This is a genomic window from Micromonospora sp. NPDC005553 (genome assembly GCF_042871765.1).
In the GTDB taxonomy this organism is placed as follows: domain Bacteria; phylum Actinomycetota; class Actinomycetes; order Mycobacteriales; family Micromonosporaceae; genus Micromonospora.
Genome location: NZ_JBIAJD010000004.1, coordinates 639295 through 661935 on the forward strand (window position 1 = coordinate 639295; position 22641 = coordinate 661935).

20 protein-coding genes are annotated in these 22641 nt (G+C 70.5%); 16 read left to right on the forward strand and 4 right to left on the reverse strand.

Annotation, left to right across the window (positions count from 1 at the left end; genetic code table 11):
* Window positions 1-118 precede the first annotated feature (118 nt).
* Window positions 119-406: a hypothetical protein gene (locus ACFYPG_RS20025; RefSeq protein ID WP_030488337.1), complete on the reverse strand. Its 288-nt coding sequence runs from the start codon at window positions 404-406 to the stop codon at window positions 119-121.
* Window positions 407-512: 106 nt separating this feature from the next.
* Window positions 513-1370 carry an SPFH domain-containing protein gene (locus ACFYPG_RS20030; protein WP_355007303.1) on the reverse strand — a complete coding sequence of 286 codons (858 nt, stop codon included), beginning with the start codon at window positions 1368-1370 and terminating at the stop codon, window positions 513-515.
* Between the two features lie 223 nt (window positions 1371-1593).
* On the opposite strand from ACFYPG_RS20030, the gene ACFYPG_RS20035 reads away from it, so the two are divergent.
* The 8 genes from ACFYPG_RS20035 to ACFYPG_RS20070 all read left to right on the forward strand — a co-directional run bounded on the left by ACFYPG_RS20035 (window position 1594) and on the right by ACFYPG_RS20070 (window position 9247).
* Window positions 1594-2355, forward strand: a complete 762-nt coding sequence (locus ACFYPG_RS20035) for an ABC transporter ATP-binding protein (protein WP_355502683.1) — start codon at window positions 1594-1596, stop codon at window positions 2353-2355.
* On the forward strand, window positions 2342-3034 hold the full coding sequence (locus ACFYPG_RS20040; protein ID WP_355007304.1) for an ABC transporter ATP-binding protein: 693 nt from the start codon (window positions 2342-2344) through the stop codon (window positions 3032-3034). The genes ACFYPG_RS20035 and ACFYPG_RS20040 overlap by 14 nt, the downstream gene beginning before the upstream one ends.
* Window positions 3035-3085: 51 nt before the next feature.
* Window positions 3086-4336 (forward strand): ABC transporter substrate-binding protein, encoded by a 1251-nt coding sequence (locus ACFYPG_RS20045; RefSeq protein WP_387353311.1) that lies wholly within the window; start codon window positions 3086-3088, stop codon window positions 4334-4336.
* On the forward strand, window positions 4333-5214 hold the full coding sequence (locus ACFYPG_RS20050) for a branched-chain amino acid ABC transporter permease (RefSeq protein ID WP_387353313.1): 882 nt from the start codon (window positions 4333-4335) through the stop codon (window positions 5212-5214). The genes ACFYPG_RS20045 and ACFYPG_RS20050 overlap by 4 nt, the downstream gene beginning before the upstream one ends.
* Window positions 5211-6224: a branched-chain amino acid ABC transporter permease gene (locus ACFYPG_RS20055; RefSeq protein WP_112583339.1), complete on the forward strand. Its 1014-nt coding sequence runs from the start codon at window positions 5211-5213 to the stop codon at window positions 6222-6224. Before ACFYPG_RS20050 ends, ACFYPG_RS20055 begins: the two co-directional genes overlap by 4 nt.
* Window positions 6225-6302: 78 nt before the next feature.
* The gene (locus tag ACFYPG_RS20060; protein WP_387353315.1) at window positions 6303-6974 is read left to right on the forward strand and encodes a transcriptional regulator; all 672 of its coding nucleotides are present in this window, start codon (window positions 6303-6305) and stop codon (window positions 6972-6974) included.
* 84 nt (window positions 6975-7058) lie between these two features.
* On the forward strand, window positions 7059-8627 hold the full coding sequence (locus tag ACFYPG_RS20065) for an MFS transporter (protein ID WP_355007307.1): 1569 nt from the start codon (window positions 7059-7061) through the stop codon (window positions 8625-8627).
* An 11-nt stretch (window positions 8628-8638) separates the two neighbouring features.
* On the forward strand, window positions 8639-9247 hold the full coding sequence (locus ACFYPG_RS20070; RefSeq protein ID WP_355007308.1) for a TetR/AcrR family transcriptional regulator: 609 nt from the start codon (window positions 8639-8641) through the stop codon (window positions 9245-9247).
* Window positions 9248-9363: 116 nt separating this feature from the next.
* On the opposite strand, the gene ACFYPG_RS20075 is transcribed toward ACFYPG_RS20070, so the two are convergent.
* Window positions 9364-11283 (reverse strand): helix-turn-helix domain-containing protein, encoded by a 1920-nt coding sequence (locus tag ACFYPG_RS20075; RefSeq protein ID WP_355007309.1) that lies wholly within the window; start codon window positions 11281-11283, stop codon window positions 9364-9366.
* A 14-nt stretch (window positions 11284-11297) separates the two neighbouring features.
* Window positions 11298-12080, reverse strand: coding sequence for a 3-hydroxybutyrate dehydrogenase (locus ACFYPG_RS20080; RefSeq protein ID WP_355007310.1), 783 nt, complete (start codon window positions 12078-12080; stop codon window positions 11298-11300).
* A 1034-nt stretch (window positions 12081-13114) separates the two neighbouring features.
* Between ACFYPG_RS20080 and ruvC the strand changes: the two genes are divergently transcribed.
* From ruvC to ACFYPG_RS20120, 8 genes are all read left to right on the forward strand, one after another.
* Complete coding sequence (ruvC, locus tag ACFYPG_RS20085) at window positions 13115-13642, forward strand: crossover junction endodeoxyribonuclease RuvC (protein WP_112584546.1); 528 nt, start codon at window positions 13115-13117, stop codon at window positions 13640-13642.
* Window positions 13639-14241 (forward strand): Holliday junction branch migration protein RuvA, encoded by a 603-nt coding sequence (gene ruvA, locus ACFYPG_RS20090; RefSeq protein ID WP_210784947.1) that lies wholly within the window; start codon window positions 13639-13641, stop codon window positions 14239-14241. Before ruvC ends, ruvA begins: the two co-directional genes overlap by 4 nt.
* Before the next feature lie 75 nt (window positions 14242-14316).
* Window positions 14317-15384 carry a Holliday junction branch migration DNA helicase RuvB gene (gene ruvB / locus ACFYPG_RS20095; protein ID WP_355007311.1) on the forward strand — a complete coding sequence of 356 codons (1068 nt, stop codon included), beginning with the start codon at window positions 14317-14319 and terminating at the stop codon, window positions 15382-15384.
* A gap of 121 nt (window positions 15385-15505) precedes the next feature.
* A complete protein-coding gene (yajC, locus tag ACFYPG_RS20100) occupies window positions 15506-15862 on the forward strand; it encodes a preprotein translocase subunit YajC (RefSeq protein ID WP_355007312.1) in 357 nt (118 codons plus the stop codon).
* A gap of 280 nt (window positions 15863-16142) precedes the next feature.
* The gene (secD, locus tag ACFYPG_RS20105; RefSeq protein WP_355007313.1) at window positions 16143-18056 is read left to right on the forward strand and encodes a protein translocase subunit SecD; all 1914 of its coding nucleotides are present in this window, start codon (window positions 16143-16145) and stop codon (window positions 18054-18056) included.
* A gap of 1 nt (window position 18057) precedes the next feature.
* Window positions 18058-19257, forward strand: a complete 1200-nt coding sequence (gene secF / locus ACFYPG_RS20110; RefSeq protein WP_355007314.1) for a protein translocase subunit SecF — start codon at window positions 18058-18060, stop codon at window positions 19255-19257.
* A 78-nt stretch (window positions 19258-19335) separates the two neighbouring features.
* Window positions 19336-19902: an adenine phosphoribosyltransferase gene (locus ACFYPG_RS20115; protein ID WP_355007315.1), complete on the forward strand. Its 567-nt coding sequence runs from the start codon at window positions 19336-19338 to the stop codon at window positions 19900-19902.
* 197 nt (window positions 19903-20099) lie between these two features.
* A complete protein-coding gene (locus ACFYPG_RS20120) occupies window positions 20100-22622 on the forward strand; it encodes a RelA/SpoT family protein (protein WP_387353321.1) in 2523 nt (840 codons plus the stop codon).
* The last annotated feature ends 19 nt before the right edge of the window (window positions 22623-22641 follow it).

A 22641-nucleotide genomic window follows, 5' to 3' on the forward strand; every position in this document is an offset into this window, starting at 1 on the left:
GGGTCGAAGCCGTGCTCGCCCAGCCAACGGACCGCCAGCAGGCTTCTGGCCAGGGACCCTGGGTCGGCCCGGGAAGGGCCAACCCTGGGCACCCTGGCGACGAGAGCCGGGCGACCGGTCAGAAGGGTGGGGCGTCCTCGCCCATCAGCGCCAGCACGACGCCACCCTTGCCGCTCTTGAGGCCCTGGACCACGACCTTGCCGGTGCTGCCGTCGGGCAGCTCCAGGGTGAAGGTCTTTCCGACCGCGTTCTTGGGGCCGTTTCCGGCGCTGTTGGCGGGTCGGAAGTCGCCCGCCCAGGGCGGAATCCCGCCCCTACGGGCCGGCTCGGCGAAGAGCGCGGCGGTGCCGGGGGTCCTGGTGCCGTCTGAGGAAAGGAGCACTGAGGCGCTGCGAAAGGTAGCCATATGAACAAAGGCTAACCCGGACAACGCCGTTCGCGGTACCACAGTTGCCGGTGGCGGCGATTCGGTCGACCTCTGGCCCACCCGCCAGTGGTGGGCCGGCCTCGGGTCACTTGCCGGTGACGATGCCCGGGTTGATGCAGAGCCCGGGGTTCGCACCGTTCTTCTCCGCGATCTCCAGACAACGGGTCACCTTGTCGACCTTCGCGTTGGTCTCGGTGATCTGCTTGGAGATCTCGGCGTTCTTGCGGTCCTGCTCCAGGTTGCGGGTCTGCGCCAGCTTGTCCTGGAACGCCTTGATGTTGCCCTCGGTCTTGTCGTCGTGGTTCACCCGGGTGATGGTCACCGAGAGGATGTCGACGTCGGTGGCGAGGCGCGCCTCCGCGCTGGTCTTGATGTTCGCGGCGAACGGCTTCAGGTCGACGTTGAGGTCGCCGGTCTGGGCGTCGATCTTCTCGAGCGGGTTGTACGCGGCGAAGGCGTCGTTGACCGCACTGTCGAGCTGCACACCCACCCGCTGACCCCGGAAGCTGCCGAAGTCGCCCTTGTAGTCCATGAACTGCTTTGGCGCGTTCTCCGGCTTGACCTGCCATTCGACAAGCACCTCGACGCAGGCGTCGGCGAGGGTGCCGGTGCGCACGCGTACGCAGTTGTTGCCACCGATGTGGTCGTACTTCTGGCGGCCCGCGTCCCACTCGCCGACCTTCTGCCAGGGCGCCACCCACTTCAGGCCCGAACCGGTGACCTTCCCGGTGGGCTTGCCGAAGCTGGTGACGATGCCGACCGAGCGGATGGGCACGGAATGGGCGCTGGAGGCGACGCCGACCACCAGCGTGAGGGCGAGGAAGCCGAGCGTCGCGAGGGCGGCCATCCGCTTGAGCGGCCGTGTGGGAGCGACGAGAGCGACGACGGCGCTGACCGCCAGGGCGACGGCGAAGACGATCGCCATGGTGAAGCCGACGGGCATGGGGTGGGAACCTTCCGGTGGGCTGTGTGGATCATCAACCTAGGGGGTCCGGTCAAGTCGACGGCGCGGGGGAGTGGAGTTCAGGCACGTCAACTGCGGGGCGAATATGGATCCCATCGACATGGTTCGACTCCGGAGGCCCGCCGTAGGTTTCGTCCACGCGACGGGCCTGTGACCGCGGTCACCGAACCGACCGTCGCCGCGACGTGCGGAGGATGAGGCGATGGCCGGGCAAGCGCTCCTGTCGGCCCGTGGGCTGACCCGCGACTTCCGGGGCTTCCGGGCGGTCGACGACGTCGACCTCGACGTGGCGTCGGACAGCGTGCACGCGCTGGTCGGCCCGAACGGCGCGGGCAAGACCACCCTGTTCAACCTGCTCACCGGCTTCCTGCGCCCCAGTGGCGGCCGGATCGAGCTGGCCGGGCGGGACGTCACCGGGCTGCCCCCCGAGCAGGTGGCACGGCTCGGCGTGGCCCGTTCGTTCCAGATCACCAGTCTCTTTCCCCAACTGTCCGCGCGCGAACACGTCGCGCTGGCGTTGCAGTCGTCCAGCGGGCTGGGCTGGCGGTTCTGGCGGTCGGCGAAGCTGATGGGCCGCTACACCGAACGGGCCGACGAACTGTTGGCCATGGTGGGACTGGCCGAGCTGGCGCACGCCCCCTCGGCGTCCCTGGCGTACGGCCGGAAACGAGCCCTGGAGCTGGCCATCGCCCTGGCGCTGGACCCGAAGGTGCTGCTGCTCGACGAGCCGACAGCGGGCATGGGCCTGGAGGACGTCGACCGCACCGTCGAGCTGATCGGTCGGGTCCGGCAGGGCCGGACCGTGGTGATGGTCGAGCACAACATGAGCGTGGTCGGCCGTCTCGCCGACACCGTCACCGTGCTCCAGGCCGGCAAGGTCCTCGTCGAGGGCCCGTACGAGCAGGTCCGCGCCGACGAGCGCGTGATCACCGCCTACCTGGGAGCCGCCGATGCTGCGCATTGAGAACCTGTCCGCCTTCTACGGCGAGGCGCAGGTGCTGCGCGACGTCAGCCTCGAGGTCTCCGCCGGCGAGGTGGTCACCCTGGTCGGCCGCAACGGTGCCGGCAAGTCCACTCTGCTGCGCTGCGTGATGGGGCTGCACCCCGGTCAGCGCGGCGCGGTGGAGCTGGACGGGCGGGACATCACCAGGTTGGCGGCGCACAAGCGGGCCCGCCTGGGGCTGGGCTGGGTGCCCGACGACCGGGGCAGCTACGCCACGTTGACCGTCACCGAGAACCTCACGCTGCCACCCACTGTCGGCCCCGACCCGTGGTCGCTGGAGCGGGTGTACGAGGCGTTCCCGGCCCTGTACACCCGACGGGACTCGGCGGCCACCATGCTCTCCGGTGGCGAGCAGCAGATGCTCGCGCTGGCCCGGGTGCTGCGGATGGGCGCCCGGCTGCTGCTCTGCGACGAGCCCACCGAAGGGCTGTCGCCACTGCTGGTGCAGCAGGTCGGCGACCTGCTGCGCGAGGCCAAACGGCACGGGGTGACAGTGCTGCTGGTCGAGCAGAACCTGCACTTCGCCACCGGTGTCGCCGACCGGCACTACCTGCTGGCCGAGGGCCGGGTCGCCGAGGCGATGGACAACTCCGAGGTGCGTTCGCGCGAACGCGAACTGCTCGCGTACCTCGGGATCTGAATTTTCTCAACGACGACCCGCGCGACGCCGCGCGGAATGGATGGAGTGGGCATGCGCAGGACGATGGGTGTGGCCGCGGCGTCGGCCGTGGTGGTGCTGGCCGCCGGGTGCGGTGGCGGTGGCCCCCAGTCGAGTGGCGACCAGAAGCTGACCGGCGACAAGATTGTGCTGGGCGTGCTCAACGACCAGTCCGGGGCGTACTCGGAGTTGTCCGGAAAGAACTCGGTGGCGGCGGTGGAGATGGCCATCGCCGACTTCACCGCGAAGTACGGCGACAAGGCGGTGACCAAGGACATCACCGTGGAGACCGCGGACCACCAGAACAAGCCGGACGTGGCCAACTCCAAGGCCCAGGAGATGTACGACCGCAAGGGCGTCGACCTGATCCTGGACGTGCCTACCTCGTCGGCCGCGCTGAAGGTCGCCGACGTGGCGAAGGAGAAGAAGAAGCTCTACTTCAACATCGGGGCGGCGACCACCGACCTGACCGGCAAGAGCTGCAACAAGTACACCTTCCACTACGCGTACGACACGTACATGCTGGCCAACGGCACCGGAAAGACCACCACCGAGCAGATCGGCAAGAACTGGTACATCCTCTACCCGAACTACGCCTTCGGTCAGGACATGGAGAAGAGCTTCTCCACCGCGATCACGGCGGCCGGCGGCACTGTCGTCGGCAAGGACGGGGCGCCGTTCCCGAACACCAGCGGTGACTTCTCCACCTTCCTGCTCAAGGCGCCGAACCTGAACCCGAAGCCGGACGTGCTGGGCACCATGCAGGCCGGCGCGGAGCTGGTCAACGTGGTGAAGCAGTACAACGAGTTCAAGCTGCGGGACAAGGGCGTCGGCCTGGCGGTGGGGCTGATGTTCCTCACCGACATCCACTCGCTCACCCCGGCCGCGCTGGCCGGCACCACGTACACCGACGCCTGGTACTGGAACTTCGACGCGAAGAACCGGGAGTTCGCCGACCGCTTCCAGCAGAAGGCCGGCACCCGGCCGACCTTCGCGCACGCCGCCAACTACTCCGCTGCCCTGCAGTACCTGGAGGCGGTGCAGGCCGCTGGCACCGACGACGCGGACGCCGTGGTCAAGGGCCTGGAGGGCAAGACGGTCGAGGACGTCTTCCTGCGCAACGGGAAGATCCGCGCCGAGGACCACCGGGTGGTGCACGACGCGTACCTGGCCCAGGTGAAGTCGCAGTCCGAGGTCGCCGAGCCGTGGGACTACGTGAAGGTGCTCAAGACGATCCCCGCCGCGGAGGCGTTCCGCGCGCCCTCGGCGGACTGCAAGCTGTGAGCGGATTCGCGCAGAACACGTTCAACGGGCTGGTGAGTGGGGCGTTCTACGCCCTGCTCGCCCTCGGGCTCGCGGTCATCTTCGGAATGCTGCGAGTCGTCAACTTCGCCCACGGCGCGTTCTACATGCTCGGCGCGTTCGGGGCGTACGTGCTGCTCAGCGAGGCGGGCGTGCCGTTCTGGGCCGCCCTGGTGATCATGCCGGTGGGGCTGGGTCTGCTCGGCATGGCGCTGGAACGCGCGGTGATCCACCGCCTCACCAGACTGGACCCGCTCTACAACTTCCTGCTCACCTTCGGTCTGACGCTGATCCTGCAGGACCTGGTGAAACTGCGCTACGGCGTGCAGTCCAGCCCGTACGAGACGCCGTCGCTGTTGAGCGGGTCGGTCGACTTCGGGCTGTTCGACTTCCCGACGTACCGGGTGTTCATCCTCGGCTTCGCGGTGCTGCTCTGCGTCGCGGTGTGGTGGGTGCTGACCCGGACCCGGATCGGCATGGTGGTCCGTGCGGCCACCGAGCGGCCGGACCTGACCCGTGCGTTCGGCATCGACGTCGGACGGTGGGTGACTCCGGTCTTCGGCTTCGGCATCGGGCTGGCCGGCCTCGCCGGTGTGCTGGCCGCACCGATGCGCGCGGTCAACCCGCTGATGGGCGCAGACCTGATCATCGTGGTGTTCGCGGTGGTGGTGATCGGCGGGCTGGGCTCGATCTTCGGGTCGGTCGCGGCAGGCTTCGGCATCGGACTCGTGCAGGCGTGGGGTGAGGCGTACCTCTCCAGTTTCCCGCTCGTCTCGCAGACGATCGTCTTCGTCGTGATGGCCGGCGTGCTGCTCTGGCGCCCGGCCGGCCTGTTCGGTCGGGAGGAGGCCCCCGCATGACCAACACCGTGGACACTCCTACCGACGCGTCCCGTTCGACGCCACCGTCCGGGCTGATCGCCGTGGCCCGGGCCCCCGGCTGGGTCCGGTACGCGCTGCTCGCCGTCGGCCTGGCCGTCGCGGCGTGGCTGCCCAACGGCCTCTACCCGGCGGTCGCGGTGGACATCCTCTGCTGGGCGCTCTTCGCCGTGGCGGTGGACCTGCTGCTCGGCTTCACCGGGCTGATGTCCTTCGGCCATGCCGCGTTCTGGGGCACCTCCGCGTACGTCACCGGGCTGGTGGCCATCCACGCCGGCCTGCCGTTTCCCCTCGCGGTGCTGGCCGGGGCCCTCGCCGCGGCCGTGCTGGCCGTGCCGATCGGGTACCTGGCGGTCAAGCGGACCGGCATCTACTTCGCCATGGTGACCCTGGCCTTCGCGCAGATGGTCTACTACGTCGCCAACGAGTGGCGCTCGGTGACGCAGGGCGAGAACGGCCTCCAGGGGGTGCCCCGCGAGCTGTTCGGCGTCGACCTCACCGACGACTACTTCTTCTACTACGCGATCCTGCCGATCGTGCTGCTCGGGCTCGCCGCCGCCTGGCGGATCGTGCACTCACCGTTCGGTCGGGTGCTGGTCGGCATCCGGGACAACCCGGCGCGGGCGCGGGCGCTGGGCTACCCGGTGCACCGCTACAAGCTCACCGCGTTCGTGCTCTCCGGGTTCATCGCCGGCCTCGGTGGCGGGTTGTTCGCGGTCGGCCACCGGTTCGTCTCGCTGGACGTGCTGCACTGGACCACCTCCGGCAAGGCGGTCATCGTGGTGGTGCTCGGCGGGATCGGCACCCTCTGGGGTGGGGTGCTCGGCGCCGCGCTCGTGGTCCGGCTGGAGGACTGGTTGTCGTTCTCCGGGTTCGAGGCGATCGGCCTGGTCACCGGCGGCATCTTCGTCCTGGTCGTGGTGCTGTTCCGGCGCGGCATCTGGGGCAGCGTCGCCGCGCTGGCCCACCGGCTGGCGGCCCGCCGCCGCTGAAATTCCGCGACGGCGCATCCGCCAGGTGCCCGCCGAGCGAACCCCCGGGTAGAGAACGTCTACCCGGGGGTACGTCTGGTGCTGACCGATCCGATGCCGGCGGAGGCCGTGGAGATCGCGCACAAGCAGGTGTCGCTGGCGGCCGAGGACCTGGACGCCAACGCCGTCGCGACGCTGGTGCTGGAGTTGGCCGAGGCCTGGGGCGTGCCGGCGTTCTGGGAGCAGGTCTGTCGTCCGTTGCTGGCCCGGCTGTCGGGGCGTACCGCCGTCGAGGTCGTCGTCGAGCACGCCCTCTGCGAGGGTGTCCGGGTCGGGTTGGACGCGTACCGCCGGGAGCCGGGCCGGTCACTGCGCACCGGCGGGGTGCTGCTGGCCGGTGCCGAGAAGGAGGCGCACAGCCTGGGTCTGCTGGCGCTCGCCGCCGCGTTGCGCGAGCAGGGTCGCGGCTGTCTGAACCTTGGCCCCGCGTTGCCCTGGTCCGCACTCACCAGTGCGGTGTACCGGGCCCGACCGCGCACCGTCGTGCTCTGGTCGCAGACGCCGCTCACCGGCCGCGCGTACCGTCTGGTGCGCTTCGCCAGGGATTTTCCGCGCCTTCGGGTGTACGGCGCGGGGCCGGGCTGGATCGAGCCGCTCAGCGGTCCGGCGGTCCGTCTCGGCACGTTGACGGCGGCCGTCGACGCCTGCCTGTCGGTCGCGGCCGGGCGTGATGCCCACCACATACGATACGGATCGGTGCCGTATCGTTAATGGGAGTCGTAGGCTGATCCGCGTTACGAGTCTGACCCGTATCGTATTGCGTCTCGGGTGACAAGCGTGGGGGGAAAGCCAGGCATGGAGCTGCACAACAACACCGGACACCCGAGGCGGTGGGCGATCCTGGGGGTGCTGGTGATCAGCCTCCTCGTGGTCGTCCTCGACAACACGATCCTCAACGTCGCCCTGCGCACCCTGGCCGACCCGGTGCACGGTCTCGGCGCCAGCCAGGGCGAGCTGGAGTGGTCCATCAACTCCTACACGCTCGTCTTCGCCGGGCTGCTGTTCACCTTCGGAGTCCTCGGCGACCGCGCCGGCCGCAAGCGCTTCCTGATGATCGGTCTGGTGCTGTTCGGCCTGGCGTCGCTGCTCTCCGCGTACGCCCAGAGCCCCGGACAGCTCATCGCGGCCCGCGCCCTGATGGGGGTCGGCGGCGCGGCCATCATGCCGGTGACACTGTCGATCATCTCCAACGTCTTCGACCCGCGCGAGCGTGGTCGGGCCATCGGTGTCTGGGCCGGCGCTGTCGGTCTCGCCGTGGCGATCGGCCCGATCCTCGGCGGCGCGCTGCTGGAGCACTTCTGGTGGGGCTCGGTCTTCCTGATCAACGTGCCGGTGGTCGCCGCCGGCGTGGTCCTGGTGGCGCTGCTGGTCCCCGAGTCGCGTGACCCGCGGCCCGGCCGGATCGACGTGCTCGGCGTGCTGCTCTCCGTGGTCGGCCTGGTCGCCCTCTCCTACGGCATCATCGACGGCGGCGAGCACGGCTTCGACCGCCCGCTGGCCTGGGGCTCGATCCTGGTGGGCATCGCGGTGCTGGCCTGGTTCGTGCAGCACGAGCGGCGCAGCGACCACCCGTCGCTGGACGTCCGACTGTTCAAGGTGCCCCGGTTCGCCGCGCCGGTCGCCATCGTCGGCCTGGTCTTCTTCGCCGCGATGGGCTCGATGTTCTTCGGCTCGTTCTACCTGCAACTCGTACGCGACTACAGCCCGTTGCAGACCGGCCTGCTCTTCCTGCCCTTCGCCGGCGCCCAGTTGGTCTTCGCGCCGCGCAGCGCCGCGATGGTCCGCCGCTACGGTGGTAAGGCCGTCGCCGCCGTCGGGTTGGCGCTGACAGTGGTGTCCCTCGCTGCCTTCGTCTTCATCGGCGCCTCCACCCCGATCTGGATCGTGCTGCTGGTCTTCCTCATCCAGGGCGCCGGGATGGCCAACATCATGCCGCCGGCCACCGAGTCGATCATGTCGGCGCTGCCCCGGGAGAAGGCCGGAGTGGGCTCCGCGGTCAGCAACACCATCCGCCAGGTGGCCGGCGCGCTCGGCGTGGCCGTCCTCGGCTCGGTGCTCTCAGCGGTCTACCGCAGCGACATCGGTGACGCCCTGACCGGTCTGCCCACCCAGGCCCAGGACGCGGCCAACGAGTCGATCTCCGGGGCGTACGCGGCGGCGGGCCAGCTCGGTCCGGCGGCGCCGGGGCTGATCTCGGCGGCCAACGACGCCTTCGTGACCGCCATGCACTGGGCGGCCGGGCTCTCCGCGGTGATCGCCGCACTCGGGATGATCGTGGTGCTGCGCTGGATGCCGGGCAAGGAGGACGCGAGCGTCGCCCCGGCGGCGCCCGTCGCCGAGCCTGAGTTGGCCGGCACGGCATAGGTCCGGGAAGAATGGCGGACATGATGTCCACTGCCGATGCTCCGCGGTCGCCCGGTCGACCGCGGAGCATCCGCGCCGACGAGGCGATCATCGAGGCCACCCTCGACCTGCTCGCCGAGGGCAGCACCATCGAAGCGCTCTCGATCGAGGCGATCGCCACCCGCGCCGGGGTCGGCAAGGCCACCATCTACCGCCGGTGGGCCGGCAAGGACGCGTTGCTGCTGGACGCGTTGCGCCGACTCAAGGGCGTCATGGCCCAGCCGGCGGGCCACTCCGTCCGCGACGACCTGGTGCTGCTGGTCGGCGCGATCGGCAAGAACGTCGACCCGCGAGCAGCCAAGATCATGCCCTGCCTGGCACCCGCGGTGAACCGCAGCGCCGATCAGTTCCAGCTCTACCAGAACATCATCTCGCCCCGACGGCAGCTGATGCGCGAGGTGCTGCGTCGCGGCATCGACGAGGGGGTGCTGCGCGCCGACATCGACGTCGAGGTGACGATGGCGCTGCTCACCGGGCCGATGCTGATCCAGCGGGTGCTCCAGTGGAACCCGGACCTGGACGAGCAGACCCTGCCCGAACGGGTCGTCGACGCCGTGCTGGAGGGCATCCGGGCCCGCTGACACCGGGCGCTCGGTCGGCGGCTGTTGTCCGCCGACGCTGGTTGCTCGGTCGGCGGCTGTTGTCCGCCGACGCTGGTTGCCCGGTCGGCGGCGTTCCTGCCGCCGGCCGGCGTCGGTCAGCCGGCTGGTGTGCGCAGTCGGTGCAGGCGCAGCGCGAGCTGCACCTCCAGCGCACGCTCGGGCCGCTGCCAGTCGACGCCGAGCAACTGCCCGACCCGTTCCAACCGCTGGGTCACCGTGTTGACGTGCACGTGCAGTTGCTCGGCGGCCCGGGCCAGGCTGCCGCCCACCCCGAAGTACGCCTCCAGCGTCTTCACCAGAGCCGTGCCGCGCCGGGCGTCGTAGTCGAGCACCGGCCCGACGGTGGCGGTGAGAAACTCGGTCACGTCCTTCTCACCCCGGTCACCGACCGTGCCCAGCAACAACCCGACGAAGCCCAACTCCACGGTGCTCGCGCCCTGCCCGGCGCGGCCCAGCGCGCCCAGCGCCGTCAGGCACCGGTCCGCCTCCTGAAACGTCCCGGCCAGCGCCGACGGCGTGTTCGACGGGCCACTCGCTCCGGCGGTCACCGGTCGACCGGTCACCCGGGACAGGTCCCGGGCCACCGCGCGGGCGCTGCCACCCGCGTCCAACCCCGGCAGCATCAGCACCACCCGACCGTCGCGCGCCGCGGCCAGCCCGCCCCGCGCCGACGCGTACGTGGTGGCCCAGGACAGCACCCGCTGCCGAGCCGAACCGGTCGCGGCGATCGCGTCGTCGCCCACCGCCACCAGCACGTGCGGCGCGTCCAGGTCCACCCCGAGCCGACGGGCCCGACTGCGAAGCGCGTCGGTGTCGCGCAGCGGGCGGGCGATCAGGTCGTCCAGCAACTCGCCACGCACCCGCCCCTCCGCCTCCGCGACCGTCCGGCGGAACAGCAGCAGCAGCGCGGTCACCAACGCGGCCCGCTCCAGGATGCGCTGGTCGGCGTCGACCAACTCGTCGTCCGGGCGCAGCACCAGGGCGCCCAGGTTCTCCGCGCCCGCCACCACCGCCGCGTACCAGAGCGGACCCCGGCGTACGCTGCGCCCCTCGGTCCTGGACGCGGCCACCGCCTCGACGATGTCCGCGCGGTCCGGCTCCTCGATCTCACCCACCCGGGCCAGCAGGCGGCCCTCGGCGTCCAGCGCCAGCAGCGCGCCGCCCAGCACCTCGGTCACCGCGGCCGCCACGTCCTCCACGCCGCCGCCGCGCAGTACCAGCGCGGTCATCCGGTCGTGTGCCGCGGCGGCCCGCTCCACCGAGCTGCTGTGCGCCCGGATGGTGGTGTTCGCCGCCGACAACTCGGCCAACGCCGAACGGGTCTCGGTCAGCAGCCGGGCGGTGTCGATCGCCACCGCGGCGTGCGCGGCCAGCGACACCAGCAGCGCCACCTCCTCCCGAACGAACGGCCGGGCCGAACGGTTGGCCGCGTAGAGCACGCCGATGGAGGTCGAACCGAGCCGCAGCGGCACCCCCAGGATCGCCACCAGACCCTCCTCGCCCACCCCGGCGTCGATCTCGCCGGTGTGGTGGAAGCGCGCGTCCTCGCCGTAGTTGGCGGTGACGTACGGGGCACCGGACTGGGCCACCAGGCCACCGAGACCGGCACCCATCGGCAGGCGCAGCCGCTGGAAACGGGCCGACACCGACCCGTCGGTCACCCGCATGTAGGTGTCGCCACGTTCGTCGTCGTTGAGCGTCATGTACGCCACGTCCGCGCCCAGCAGATGACGGGCCCGGTGCACGATCGCCCGCAACACGTCGTCCAGATCGCGCAGCCCCGCCAGGTCGCTGACCGTGTCGTACAGGCCGGACAGCTCGCTCTCCCGGCGGCGGCGACGCTCCAGCAGCGCGCGGACCCGCAACGCCACCGACTTGGCCTGCTCCAGCTCGGCCAGCCGGTCCGGCGGTAGCCCGGCGGCCCGCGCGGCCACCAGCGGTCCCTCGAACTCGACCGCCGCGGCCTCTCGGGCGAGCAGCTCCAGGAACTCCACCGGCGAAGACATGGTCGACATTGTGCTCAGCCCCACTAGTTGGCCGTCCAGCCCCCGTCGAGGGCGATCGACGCCCCGGTGATGAACGCCGCCGGCGGCGAGCAGAGGTACGCCAGCAGCTCGGCCACCTCCTCCGGCTCGATCAACCGTTTGATCGCGGCCCGGGCCAGCATGATCTTCTCGATCACCTCGGCCTCGTCGATGCCGTGACTGGCCGCCTGGTCGGCGATCTGGCTCTCCACCAGCGCGGTACGCACGTACGCCGGGTTGATGCAGTTGGCGGTGACGCCGTGCGCGGCGCCCTCCAACGCGACCACCTTCGACAGCCCCTCCAGGGCGTGCTTGGCCGAGACGTAGGCCGCCTTGTACGGCGAGGCGCGCAACCCGTGCACCGAGGAGATGTTGACGATCCGCCCCCAGCCCCGCGCGTACATGTGCGGCAGCGCCCGGCGGATCAGCAGAAACGGCGCCTCCACCATCACCCGCTGGATGTACTCGAACCGCTCGACGGGAAAGTCCTGCAACGGTGCGACGTGCTGGAGCCCGGCGTTGTTCACCACGATGTCCACGTCCACGTCGAGCGAATCCACCGCCGCGGCGTCGGACAGGTCCACGCCCTCGGCCCGGCCACCGGCCTCGGCGGCCACCGCCTTGGCCGCCTCCAGGTTGCGGTCCACCACGAGCACCTTGGCGCCGGCCGCGCCCAGCCGCAGGGCGCACGCCCGCCCGATGCCGCCGCCGCCCCCGGTGACCAGGGCGGTCCGACCGGAGAGGTCGAGCTGTACGACGTGGGGGACCACCACGGGTTCTGCCGTCATGGCGCAAGAAGTTACGAGCTGTGTGCTCCCCGGCACATGGGCCAGCGACACATACTCCGTACCAAAGCTGTGTGGCCCACCCGCCCCCTAGTACCCGCTCCCACCCACCGCCCCCTTTGCACCCCGCTTCCGCGCCTCGCCGTCTCGCCGCGCCTTGTGCCGCCCCGCCGCCCCGCCCGCCCGGCCCATCCCGTCCCGCCGCGCCTTGGGTCGCGCCGCCGCCTGCTGGGCCTCGCGCCGCCGCCTGCTGGGCCTCGCGCCGCCGCCTGCTGGGCCTCGCGCCGCCGCCTGCTGGGCCTCGCGCCGCCGGGCCTGGCCTCTGCCACAGCCCGCCACGCCGCACGCCGCAATATCGCGTTAGCGCTGTGGCTGGCGGGTCAACCCGTGCTGGAGAAGGGGCTCCTGGTCGATCACCGTAGGTGGAGCGAGAAGATCGCGTCGATCTTGCGGTTTCGGTTGTCGACATGGGTGAGATGCGGCTTGTGTCGGGACAGGAAGTGCAAGATCGCGGGGCAGGGGCAGGGGCAGGGGCAGGGGCAGGGGCAGCGCGGGGCGGGGTGGCGCGGGGCGGCGCGGGGCGGCGCGGGGCGGCGCGGCGGGGGCGATCATGGAGTTGTGGTGCCCGGATTGGCGGTTTGTGGGCGTTTTGTTGCCCACCACGACTGCATGATCGGCGAGGTGGCGCCGGTGACGAGCAGCCGCCCCGCCCAACGCAACGGTGTTGTCCTGGATGTGGGGGCATCCAGGCGCGCCGTGGCCACTAAATCCTGGATCGGGCGTGACCTTGACGGCGGTGGGTGTCCCCGCAGGCCGCTCCCGGTCACTCGGAACGACGTTTGTCGTGAAGATCCGCGCAATATCAGGGATGTTGCTGTCTCTCGCGCGCTGGAGGCAGCAACATCCGGCAAGTTGCGCAGATCTTGGGGCGTGGGTGGGGGCGTGGCGGCGTGGCGGCGTGTCCCGTGGGGCTGGTGGGAAGGGCGCCGGTTAGGGTGTCGAACACACGTACTGCTGACGGCTGGGGAGGGGGCGGCGTGCGCGTGCTCGGTGTGGACCCGGGGTTGACCCGGTGCGGGGTGGGTGTGGTCGAGGGTGTGCCCGGCCGGCCCTGCACCCTGGTCGCCTACTACGTGGTCTACACCGACCCGGCCGACGACCTGGCGTTGCGCCTGTTGCACCTGGACCGGTCGCTGAACAAGCTGGTCGCCGAGCATCAACCGGAGAGCGTTGCCGTCGAGCGGGTGTTCAGTCAGCACAACGTTCGTACCGTGATGGGCACCGCGCAGGCCAGTGGCATCGCCGTGCTGGCCGGGGCGCGGGCCGGGCTGCCGGTGCAGACGTACACCCCGAGCGAGGTGAAGGCCGCCGTGACCGGGTCCGGTCAGGCCGACAAGGCACAGATGACCGCGATGGTGACCCGGCTGTTGCGGCTGGCCGAGCCGCCGAAGCCGGCGGACGCCGCCGACGCGTTGGCCCTGGCCATCTGCCATGTATGGCGCGGCGGGACCCGCTCCAAGCTGGCCGCCGCGGCCGACAGGGCACGACGAGGAGGAGCGCGATGATCGCCAGCGTGCGCGGCACGGTGACCGCGACGGGTCCGGACCAGGCGGTGATCGAGGTCGGCGGGGTCGGGCTCGCCGTGCACTGCGCCCCGGGGACCCTCGCGGAGCTGCGGGTCGGCCAGGTCGCCCGGCTCGCCACCAGTTTGATCGTGCGGGAAGACTCGCTGACTCTTTACGGCTTCGCCGACGACGACGCCAAGTCTCTGTTCGAGCTGCTCCAGACCGCGAGTGGCGTCGGCCCGCGACTGGCCCAGGCGGTGCTGGCGGTGCACACCCCGGACGCGGTACGCAAGGCGATCGCCAACGCGGACACGGCCGCCCTGACCCGCGTACCCGGGATTGGCAAGAAGGGCGCGGAACGTCTGGTGCTGGAACTACGGGACCGGATCGGCCCGGTGCCGATCGGCGCCGACGGGGCGGCCGGGGTGACCCGCGGCAGCTGGCCCGACCAGGTCCGGCAGGCGCTGGTGGGGCTGGGTTGGACGGCCGGGCAGGCCGATCAGGCGGTGGCCGCGGTGGCGGAGTCGATCGAGGGTGAGACCCCGCCGGTGCCGGTCCTGCTCAAGCAGGCCATCCGACTGCTGGGCCGCACCCGATGACCGCCCGGGCGGCACGATGAGTGCGAGGAGTGAGCCGGGTTTGCGAGCCCCGCAGTCGCGAATGAAGGCGGCACGATGAGTGAGACCGAGGGGCTCGTCTCGGCGTACGTCAGCGACGCCGATCGGGACGCGGAGGCCACGGTGCGGCCGAGGCGGCTGGCCGAGTTCATCGCCCAGGACCGGGTACGCGACCAGCTCGACCTGTTGTTGCAGGGCGCGATGCGGCGGGGGTCGCCGCCGGATCACATCCTGCTGTCCGGCCCACCCGGGTTGGGCAAGACGAGTCTGGCCAACATCGTCGCCGCCGAGCTGGGCGCGGGCATCCGGGTGACCAGCGGCCCGGCGATCGAGCGTTCCGGCGATCTGGCGGCGATCCTGACCAGCCTCGCCGAGGGCGACGTGCTCTTCATCGACGAGATCCATCGGATCGCGCGGCCGGCCGAGGAGTTGCTGTACAGCGCGATGGAGGACTTCCGGGTCGACGTGGTGGTGGGCAAGGGGCCCGGTGCGACGGCGATCCCGCTGGACGTGGAGCCGTTCACCCTGGTCGGCGCGACGACCCGTTCGGGTCTGTTGACCGGGCCGATGCGGGACCGGTTCGGCTTCGTGGCGCACCTCGACTTCTACGCGCCGGCGGATCTGGAGACGTTGCTGCACCGTTCGGCGCGGATCCTGGGGGTGCCGATCACCCCGGAGGGCGCCACCGAGATCGCCGGTCGGTCCCGGGGCACGCCCCGGATCGCGAACCGGTTGCTGCGCCGGGTCCGCGACTATGCCGAGGTCCGGGCGGACGGGGTGGTCGATCTCGACACCGCGCGTGCGGCCCTGATCGTGTACGACGTGGACGCGCTCGGCCTGGACCGGCTGGACCGGGCGGTGTTGACCGCGTTGGTCGACTCGTTCCGGGGCGGCCCGGTCGGGTTGTCCACCCTCGCGGTGGCGGTGGGGGAGCAGCCGGACACGGTCGAGGAGGTCTGCGAGCCGTTCCTGGTGCGGGCTGGGCTGTTGGCCCGTACGCCCAGGGGTCGGGTGGCGACCGAGGCCGCTTGGCGGCATCTGGGACGCACTCCGCCGAATGGTACATTTGGTGTGGATAGTCCACCTGTGCCCGACTTGTTCTCCTTGGACGTCGATCAGCCGTGATGTGAACGTGATCTGTGCCGCATTCGGCGTTCCCAGGTGCAGGGTTTAGACTTCGCCGCGGTCTGTACAGGACGTGAGAATCCGCCTCCGCTCCGGCACCCCGGTGCCGGGCAGGTGGCCAATGGGAAGGTCAGTAACCGTGCAATTGGCAGCAGCGGGTGGCGGGGCCGGCGGTTTCACGCCGATCCTGATGATCGCCCTGCTCTTCGGTGTCATGTACTTCATGATGATCCGGCCGCAGCAGAAGCGCCGCAAAGAGGCAGAGGCGATGCAGTCCAACCTCGGCCCCGGCGACGAGGTCGTGACCATCGGTGGGCTCTACGGCACTGTCACCGGCATCGAGGACGACACCGTCCTGATCGAGGTCGCCCCGGGCGTGCAGACCCGGTACGCCCGCCCGGCCATCGCGCGGGTGGTTACCCGCGCGGAGCTGCCGAGCGAGCCGGTCACCGAGGACGCGGACACCGTCAAGGAGTGACCCCTTCCCTCGGGGAGCGGCGATTGCGGCGTACGGCCGGTCGGCCGGCTTCCGGGGTCGTCGCGCCCGGACGGGGCAGCGGGCGAGACGTGAAAACTGGATAGTTGGGTCGACGCCGGGCGTCGGCACGTTCCCGTGACCGTCGGCGTTCCGCGCCGGGGGCGCCCGGTCCTCGTGTCGGCATTCCGTCGGCTCAAGGCAGACCCGTCGGGCGGGACCCCCGGCCCGACACCGCCGCCGCTGCGACAGCGGCGCGACCGTACAGGGAGACAGGACAGCCGTGGCACCACCTCAGGGACAGATGCGCCCCGGGCGGCAGCTCGCCGTGCTCGGGTTCATCTTCGTGGTCCTCTATCTTCTGGTGTTCTTCGCCGGCGCCAGCGGCAGCTGGAAGGACCGGCTCGAGCCCAAGCTCGGCCTGGACCTCATCGGCGGCACGCGGGTGACACTGGAGGCGACCAACAGCGTCGACGGCAAGCCCCCGACGGCGGAGAACCTCGAGGAGGCCCGCGAGATCATCGAGAGTCGGGTCAACGCGTTCGGCGTGGCCGAGGCCGAGGTGGTCACCGAGGGCAACCGCAACATCGTCATCTCCCTGCCCGGTGAGAACCGGAACCTCGACGACGTGGGCGAAGCGGCCGAGTTGCGCTTCCGCAAGGTGCTCAAGGGCGCGTCCGGCAGCGGGGTGGCCGAGGCGCCGCCCGCCGCCACGCCGACCCCGTCCGGCAGCGCCGCCCCGACCGGCAGCGCGACCCCGTCCGGTGCCGCGACCCCGTCCGGCAGCGCCTCGCCGAAGGTGACCTCGTCGCCCAGCGGCGGTCAGGGCGGAATGGCCCCGGCGTCGCCCAGCGCCACGCCGACCCCCTCCGCGTCCGCCACGGCCTCGCCGAGCGCCGCCGCGCCCAGCGCCAGTGCCGAGCCGGTGCCGGCCAGCGTCGAGGAGCAGCGCAAGGCCGTCGAGCAGAAGGTCGGCGCCGCCGCGTGGCAGGCCGCCAACGGGTTGCAGGCCCCGGCCGATCTGACCGCCGACCCGTCGCTGGCCGAGAAGTTCAAGCCGTTCGGCACGCTGTCTCCGCAGGAGGTCGCGGTGCTGCCGGCGCAGATGCAGTTCAACGTGCCGACGATCGGCTGCGCGCAGCTCGACCAGCGCCCTCCGGCGTCGATCTCCGACGCCAAGCAGCAGGTGGTCTCCTGCGAGGACGGCGCGTCGAAGTACCTGCTCGACCAGGCCAAGGTGCTGGGCACCGACGTGTCCGACGCCGACGCGGTGCTCGACCAGACCAACGCCTGGGTGGTCAGCCTGGACTTCACCGGCGACGGTCAGGGCAAGTGGACCTCGCTGACCCGTGAGGCGTTCAACAACGAGGGTCAGGCCTGCGACGCGACCGCCCTGGGCCAGGACGGCAAGTGCCGGGTGGCCGTCGTGCTGGACAACAAGATCGTCTCCTCCCCGGAGATCCAGGGCGTGCTGACCGGCAACTCCCAGATCACCGGCACCTTCACCCAGAAGGACGCCAGCACCCTCGCCGGTCAGCTCCGCTATGGCGCGCTGCCGGTGACCTTCGAGCAGCAGGAAGCGCAGAACGTCACCGCCACGCTGGGTGCCAGCCACCTGCGCGCCGGTCTGCTCGCTGCCGGCATCGGCATGCTGCTGGTCATCATCTACGCGTTCTTCTACTACCGGCTGCTCGGCTCGGTGATCTTCCTGAGCCTCATCCTCTCCGCGCTGCTGGTCTTCGGCGCGCTGGTGGTGCTCGGCCGGCAGATCGGCTTCACGCTCACCCTCGCCGGCATCGCCGGAATGATCGTCTCGCTCGGTGTGGCGGCGGACTCGTTCGTCATCTACTTCGAACGACTGAAAGACGAGATCCGGGAGGGACGCAGCCCGCGTAGCGCGGTGCCCCGCGCCTGGATCCGGGCCCGTCGGACGATCATCTCGGCCAACGCGATCACCCTGCTCTCCGCTGTGGTGCTCTATGTGGTCTCGGTCGGCACCGTCAAGGGCTTCGCGTTCGCGCTCGGCCTCGCCACAGTGCTGGACCTGGTCGTGGTCTTCCTCTTCCGGCACCCGATCATGACGATGTTCGCCCGGACCCAGGCGTTCCTGTCCCCGCGGGTCAGCGGTCTGGGCCGAGCACTGCCGGCTCGCAACCAGCCGACTCAGCCCCGCAACCCGCGCGCCAAGGAGGCCTGAGATGGCTGAAAACGGTTTGGCGAGCCGCCTCTACAACGGCGAGGCCGGTCTCAACATCGTCGGTCGACGCAAGCTCTGGTTCGGCGTCGCCGGGCTCCTCATCCTGATCGCGATCCTCAGCTTCTCGATCCGTGGGTTCAGCCTGGGCATCGAGTTCGCCGGCGGCAACTCGTTCCAGGTGCCGGCCAGCGTCGGCACCCTGGACGACGCCGAGCGGGAGGTCAACTCGGCCCTCGCCGCCGAGAACACCGGCGTCACGGTGGCCACCACGCAGAAGGTCGGCGGTCCGGGCGGCGACTCCTACGAGCTCCGCACGCCGCAGCTCACCGCCGAGCAGGCCACCGCGGTCAAGGCCCAGATCGCCGAGGACCTCGGCATCAGCGCCGACCAGATCAGCGACAACCAGGTCAGTGAGGCCTGGGGCAGCCAGGTGACCGAGCGGGCCGTACTCGGTCTGGTCATCTTCATCGCGCTGGTGATGGTCTACCTGATCCTGCGCTTCGAGTGGCGGATGGCCGTGGCCGCGGTCGCCTCGCTGATCACGAACCTGATCCTCACCGCCGGCATCTACTCGCTGGTCGGCTTCGAGGTCACCCCGTCGACGATCATCGGCTTCCTCACCATCCTGGGCTTCGCGCTCTACGACGTGGTGGTGGTCTTCGACAAGGTCCAGGAGAACACCCGGGGCATCACCGCCAACAACAACCAGACGTACGCCGAGGCGTCCAACCTGGCCATCAACCAGAGCCTGATGCGGTCGTTGAACACCTCGGTGGTCGCCCTGCTGCCGGTCGGTGGTCTGCTCTTCATCGGTGCCGGCCTGCTCGGTGCCGGCACGCTGAAGGACCTGGGTCTGGTGCTGTTCGTCGGTATGGCGGTGGCGTTCCTGACCTCCATCCTGGTGGCCACTCCGCTGCTGGCGCTGTTGAAGAACTACGACCCGCGGATCCAGGCGCACAACAAGCGCGTCCTGACCCGGCGGGGCGCGATCAGCCGCGGCGAGGTCACCGGTAAGGGTGCTGCCGCGAGCCCGGTCGCCCAGGCCGACGCGACCGACGAGCCTGTCGACCAGGACGCCGCCGCGCTGGCCGGTGCCGCCCCCAAGGTGGGCGCTCGGCCGGCGGGCAAGCGGTCCACCGGTGCCCGGGGCGGTCGCCCGGGTGGTGGCGGCAACCGGCCGGGTGGCGCCAAGCGGCGCTGACCCGACACGAAACACCCGAACGGCGTCCGGCATGCTGTTGCCGGACGCCGTTCGTCGTCGAAGGAGAGCGAAACAGCCGTGACGGAGACCCACAGCGCCGCAGCGCACGGGGACAGTGGCCCGGAGGCCGCCCGACTGGTCGCCAGTCGGGTGCTGGACGTGCCCGACTTCCCCAAGCCCGGCGTCATGTTCAAGGACCTGATGCCACTGTTCGCCGACGGCAGGGTCTTCCGTGAGGTGATCGACGGGATCGTTGCCCACCACGGGCGGGACACCTTCGACGTGGTGGTCGGCATCGAGGCGCGCGGGTTCGTCGTCGCGGCGGCCATCGCGTACGCGACCGGGGTGGGCGTGGTGCCGGTGCGCAAGGCCGGCAAGCTGCCGCGCCCCGCGCACTCGGTCTCCTACGAGTTGGAGTACGGCGAGGCCACCCTCGAAGTGCACGAGGACGCCTTCACCGCCGGGCACCGGGTGCTGGTGGTCGACGACGTGCTGGCCACCGGTGGCACGGCCGAGGCGACGCTGGACCTGGTCGAGCGGGCCGGTGGCACCGTCGCCGGCTTCACTGTGCTGCTGGAACTCGGCTTCCTGGGTGGGCGCGAGCGACTGGCGCCGCGTCCCGTCCACGCCCTGTTGACTGTTTGAGTCGGTCGGTACTCTGCTGACCGTTTGGTCCCGGACCGGTCGGATGGACGCGGCGCCGACCGTCCGGCGGAGCGGCAGGGGGCCGTCCGTGCGGGTAGCATTGCCCTTTGCTGACGCCGGCGGTATCCCGTCCGGCGGGCGAGACCAGGTCGGCCGATCTTCGGCCGGCGTGTTTCCGGCGAGCGGTGAGGAGGCCGGTGTCCCACGATGTCGTCCCTCCGGCGGAGGGCACGGTGCACCCGACAGGCGACGCTGACGGCTCGGTTACCGACCCGACAGGCGATGCGCCGGCCCGGGTGACGGGCAACGGCAACGGCTCCGGCCGGGCTCCCGGCGAAAGCGCGGTGAATCCGACCAGCGGCCCGCCGAGCGTCGAGGCGTCCCCTGGCGCCGATGGCGTCGTGGTGCCGTTTCCGGCCGACGCCGGCATCGACCCGTCGCCCAGCGGCGGGTTCGGGCTGTCCAACGCGCCCACCGGTCGGCGGGTCCGGGCCCGGCTGGCCCGGTTCAACGCGCCCTGGCAGACCTCCCAGGTCAGCGAGGTGCTGGAGCCGCTCATCGCCAGCCACCGGGACAACCACCCCAAGGCGGACGCCCGGCTGCTCCAGCGCGCCTTCGACACGGCCGCGCGGTGGCACTCCGGGCAGTACCGCAAGTCCGGTGACCCCTACATCACCCACCCCCTCGCCGTGGCGACGATCCTCGGCAACCTGGGGATGGACACCACCACGCTGGTCGCCGCGCTGCTGCACGACACCATCGAGGACACCGAGTACACCCTCGACCAGATGCGCGCCGACTTCGGTGGCGAGGTCGCCCTGCTGGTCGACGGCGTCACCAAGCTCGACAAGGTCAAGCTGGGTGACGCGGCCAAGGCCGAGACGATCCGCAAGATGGTCGTGGCCATGGCCAAGGACCCGCGGGTGCTGGTGATCAAGCTGGCCGACCGGCTGCACAACATGCGCACCCTGACCTTCCTGCCCCGCCCCAAGCAGGAGCAGAAGGCCAAGGAGACCCTCGAGATCCTGGCGCCGCTGGCGCACCGGCTCGGTATGAACACGATCAAGTGGGAGCTGGAGGACCTGTCCTTCGGCACGCTGTTCCCGAAGCGCTACGAGGAGATCAACCGGCTGATCGGGGAGCACCAGCCGCAGCGCGAGGCGCTGCTGCGGCAGGTGACGCAGAAGGTGCAGACCGACCTGAAGGCCGCCAAGATCAAGGCGGAGACCACCGGGCGGCCGAAGCACCTCTACTCGATCTACCAGAAGATGATCGTGCGGGGTCGCGACTTCAACGACATCTACGACCTGGTCGGTGTGCGGATCCTGGTCGACACGGTTCGCGACTGCTACGCGGCGCTGGGGGTCATCCACGCCAACTGGCAGCCGGTGCCGGGCCGGTTCAAGGACTACATCGCGATGCCCAAGTTCAACATGTACCAGTCGTTGCACACGACTGTCATCGGGCCCACCGGCAAGCCGGTGGAGATGCAGATCCGCACGTACGCGATGCACCGCACCGCGGAGTTCGGCATCGCCGCGCACTGGAAGTACAAGGAGCACAAGGGCACCCAGATCGTCGGCCCGCCGGCACACATCGACGAGATGACCTGGCTGCGGCAGTTGCTCGACTGGCAGCGTGAGGCAGCCGACCCGAGCGAGTTCCTCGACGCGCTGCGCTTCGACCTGTCTAGCCAGGAGGTGTACGTCTTCACCCCGAAGGGTGACGTCATCCCGCTGCCGACCGGGTCGACGCCTGTGGACTTCGCGTACGCGGTGCACACCGAGGTGGGGCACAAGTGCATCGGCGCGCGGGTCAACGGCAAGCTGGTGCCGCTGGAATCGACGCTGTCCAACGGCGACGTGATCGAGATCTTCACGTCGAAGTCCGAGACGGCCGGCCCGACGCAGGACTGGTTGGGCTTCGTCAAGAGCCCTCGCGCCCGGACGAAGATCCGCCAGTACTTCAACAAGGAGCGGCGCGAGGAGGCGATCGAGGCCGGCAAGGACGCGATCGTCAAGGCGATGCGCAAGCAGGGCATGCCGTTGCAGCGGATGCTCACCTCCGACGCGCTCATGTCGATCGCCCGGGACCTGCACCTGGCCGATGTGGCGTCGCTCTACGCGGCGGTCGGCGACAGTCAGGTCTCCGCGCAGTCGGTGGTGCAGAAGCTGATGGCCGCGTACGGCGGCGAGGAGGGCGCGGCGGAGGACATCGCCGAGACCGCCGTCGCCACCCGGCCGCCACGCAGCCGGCAGAGCAGCAGCGACCCGGGCGTGGTGGTCCGGGGCGTCAGCGACGTCTGGATCAAGCTGGCCCGCTGCTGCACACCGGTCCCACCGGACTCGGTGTTCGGCTTCGTCACCCGCTCCGGCGGGGTGAGCGTGCACCGCGACGACTGCGCCAACGCCGAGGACCTGCGCGCGCAGAGCGAGCGGGTCGTCGAGGTGAGTTGGAAGCTCACCTCCGCGTCGACGTTCCTGGTCGCCATCCAGGTCGAGGCCCTGGACCGACACAAGCTGCTGGCCGACGTCACCAGGGTGCTCTCCGACGAACGGGTCAACATCCTCTCCGCGACCGTCACCACCACCCGTGACCGGGTGGCGGTGAGCCGGTTCAGCTTCGAGATGGCCGACCCGAAGCACCTGGGCCACCTGCTGGCCACGGTTCGCAAGGTCGACGGCGTCTTCGACGCCTACCGGGTCACCTCCGGGGCCTGAGCGCCAGTACTCCGTACCC